This is a genomic window from Nocardiopsis valliformis DSM 45023 (assembly GCF_000340985.1).
Classification (GTDB): Bacteria; Actinomycetota; Actinomycetes; order Streptosporangiales; family Streptosporangiaceae; genus Nocardiopsis; species Nocardiopsis exhalans.
Genome location: NZ_ANAZ01000071.1, coordinates 1 through 3,123, shown reverse-complemented (window position 1 = coordinate 3,123; position 3,123 = coordinate 1). Strand labels below are relative to the sequence as shown.

The 3,123-nt window shown below is 70.2% G+C and carries 2 protein-coding genes; both read right to left on the bottom strand.

Features of this window, described 5'->3' with window-relative positions:
• Positions 1-807, bottom strand: an 807-nt coding sequence (locus D457_RS0131535) for a beta-ketoacyl synthase N-terminal-like domain-containing protein (RefSeq protein ID WP_017584658.1), incomplete at its 3' end; no start/stop codon positions are given.
• A 48-nt stretch (positions 808-855) separates the two neighbouring features.
• A partial coding sequence (locus D457_RS33890) for a type I polyketide synthase (RefSeq protein ID WP_017584657.1) occupies positions 856-3,123 on the bottom strand: 2,268 nt, incomplete at its 5' end.

The window sequence follows — 3,123 nt, the reverse complement described above, 5'->3', positions numbered from 1 at the left end:
GACGGCTAGGAGGCCTACGCCTTCGGACCAGGCGGTGCCGTCGGCGGTCTCGGAGAACGACTTGCAGCGGCCGTCCTCGGCCAGCCCGCCCTGGCGCGCGAAGTCGATGAGCCCGCCCGGGTCGCCGCTGACGGTGGCGCCGCCGGCCAGGGCGAGGTCGCACTCGCCCGCTCGGAGGGCGTTGATCGCCATGTGCAGTGCGACCAGGGAGGAGGAGCAGGCGGTGTCCAGGGACACCGCAGGTCCCTCGAAACCGAACGTATAGGAGATCCGGCCGGAGGCCACGCTGCTGAGCTTGCCCGTCATGAGGTAGCCGTGCAGCTCTTCTGGTGCGTTGAGCCCCAGGTAGCTCTCCTCCACCACCCCGACGAAGACGCCCGTCTCGCTTCCCCGAAGGGACGCCGGATCGATGCGAGCGTGTTCGACGGTCTCCCAGGCCACCTCCAGCAGGATCCGCTGCTGGGGGTCCATGGCCAACGCCTCACGCGGCGAGATCCCGAAGAAGGCCGCGTCGAAGCCGGTGGCGTCCTCCAGGAATCCGGATTCGCGTGTGCTCGTCCAACGGGCCAGTTCCTCGGGGTCCCAGCCCCGGTCGGTCGGGAACTCCGTGATGGCGTCACCTCCTTCGGCGACCAGGTTCCACAGGTCGCCGGGGTTCCCCACGCCCCCCGGGTAACGGCATCCCATGCCGATGATCGCGATGGGCTCGTCGTCCTCGGACTCCAATTCCTCGATGCGCTGCCTTGCTTTGCGCAGGTCCTCGGTGACCCATTTGAGGTAGTCGACCAGTTTTTCTTCGTTCGCCATGGGGATCCTGTCGTCGTTCGGGGGGCTCGTCCGCGGGCGGGGCCGCTGTCAGCCCTCGGCGCGGCCGAGTTCGGAGTCGATGAAGTCGAAGATCTCTTCGACCGAGGACGAGGCGATCTGCTGGGGTGCCTGATCGGATCCGTCGGCCGGGCCCAGTCGGGAGAGCATCGTCCGCATCCGGCGCCTGACCGCCTGGCGCTCCTGCTCGGTGAGCGCGTCGGACATCAGCAGGGTGTCCAGGCGGTCCAGGCGCTCCATTGCCGAACCGGAGTCGGCCGCGTCCTCACGGGGTGCCAGCCTCTTGGCCAGGGAAGCGGAGAAGGCAGCCGGGGTGGGGTGGTCGAAGACCAGGGTCGCGGAGACCTGGAGCCCGGTGGCCTCGTTGACGCGGCTGCGTAGTTCGAGCGCCGTCAGGGAGTCGAAACCCAGCTCCTGGAACTCCTGGTCGGCGGGCACGTCCTGGGGTCCGCTCCGACCCAGCACAGCGGCGACGTGGGTACGCACCAGATCGAGGAGCGCCTGCCCGCGCTCGTCCTCGGACATTGCCGCGAGCCTGTCGGCCAGAGGCCTCGGACCGGAGACGTCTCCCCGGACGACCCGGCGTCTGGTCCCGCCGGCCAGCTCACGCAGGAGCGGCGGAAGCCCTTCCCCCCCGGTGCCGGACCGGTTCAACCGCAGCACGGCGAGGACCGCGTCGCTTCGCCGGAGCGCGGCGTCCAAGGGAACGGTCGCCTCCTCGGGGGAGAGCGGTTCGGACCACGCGTGCCGGGAGGCCGACGGTGCGGAGGGCTGGCCCTCCTTCGCCCAAGGACCCCAGGCGAGGGAGAGGGCGGGGAGTCCTTGGGTGTGTCGGTGTTGGGCTAGGGCGTCGAGGAAGGCGTTGCCTGCGGCGTAGTTGGCCTGTCCCCTGTTGCCGAGGATTCCGGCGAGGGAGGAGTAGAGGATGAAGGCGTTGAGGTTTTTGTCGCGGGTGAGTTCGTGGAGGTTCCAGGCGGCGTCGACCTTGGGGCGTAGGACCTGGGTGAGTTGTGTTTCGGTCAGGTTGGTGAAGAGGGCGTCGTCGACGGTGCCGGCGGTGTGGACGACGGCTGAGAGGGGGCGGTGGTCGGGGATGGTGTCCAGGGCTGCGGCGAGTGCGGTGCGGTCGGCGGCGTCGCAGGCGAGGAGTTCGGCGGTGGCTCCGGTGGCTTCGAGTCGGGTGAGGAGTTCGGTGGCGCCGGGGGCCTTGTTGCCGCTTCTGCTGAGGAGGAGGAAGTGGCGTGCGCCGTGGTTGGTGGCCAGGTGGTGGGTGATGAGGCTGCCGAGCAGGCCGGTCGCACCCGTCACCACCACGGTGCCGGAACCCAGGTCCCGCACCGGAGCGTCCGCATCGCCGGTGGGAACGGGGCGCAGACGGGGGACCAGGAAGCTTTCCTCGCTCAGGACGGCCTCGGATTCGCCCGCCCCGAGGAGGGCGGAGATGCTCTCCAACGGCGGTACGGGGATATCGGTGCGGACCAACAGCACACGTCCCAGGGTTTCGGCCTGCGCGGAACGCAGCAGGCCGCGGATCGCGGCCGTGGTGAGTCCGTCCTCGTCACCCTCGGCGGTGTGGGGGAGGAGGACGACCAACCGGGTACCGTCCAGCGCTTCGTTCGTGAGGAACTCCCGGACCAGAGCGTGCACCCGCAGGACGTTCGCGTGCACAGCGGCTGGACGGTCGCCGCGGTCTTCTGGGTCCCATCGGACCACCACGGCGTCCACCGGCCCACCGCTCACGACGGTGTCGGCCACGGAGTCCAGGTCGCGGTGGGACTGAGCCCCGTGCATCTCGGTTCCCACCACGGCCCACGCGCGTTCCGGAGCCGCCGCACCCGGGGTGAACGGGATCCAGACGACGTGTGAAAGCTGCTCACTCCCGTCCGTGGAAGCGGAGGCGAATCGCTCCTCGGGGACCTGAACCCAGCCGAGGGAACCGATGGCGGCGACGGAGCCGCCCTCACCGTCGAGGAGGTCGATCCGGTTGGCCCCGTCCTCGAGCCGTGTCGTCACGACACCCACGCCCGTGGCGCCGCTGGCGTTCAGCCGGACGTCGCGCCACAGGGCCGGTGAGGGGACCGCTCCGGCCTCGGCTTCCGGGATGGTGGCCTGCACCGCGGCGTCCAGGAGTACGGGGTGAATTCCGTAGCGAGCGGCGTCGGGTTCCAGGTCCTCCTCCAAGCGGACACCGAAGGGCGTCGCGTTCTCGGGGGGAGGCCCCCAGGTTCCGGAGCCCGCTCCGAGACGCCCCTGCGCGACGTGTTCCCAGTCGGTGGTCTGGTCGTCGGGGCGGGAGTG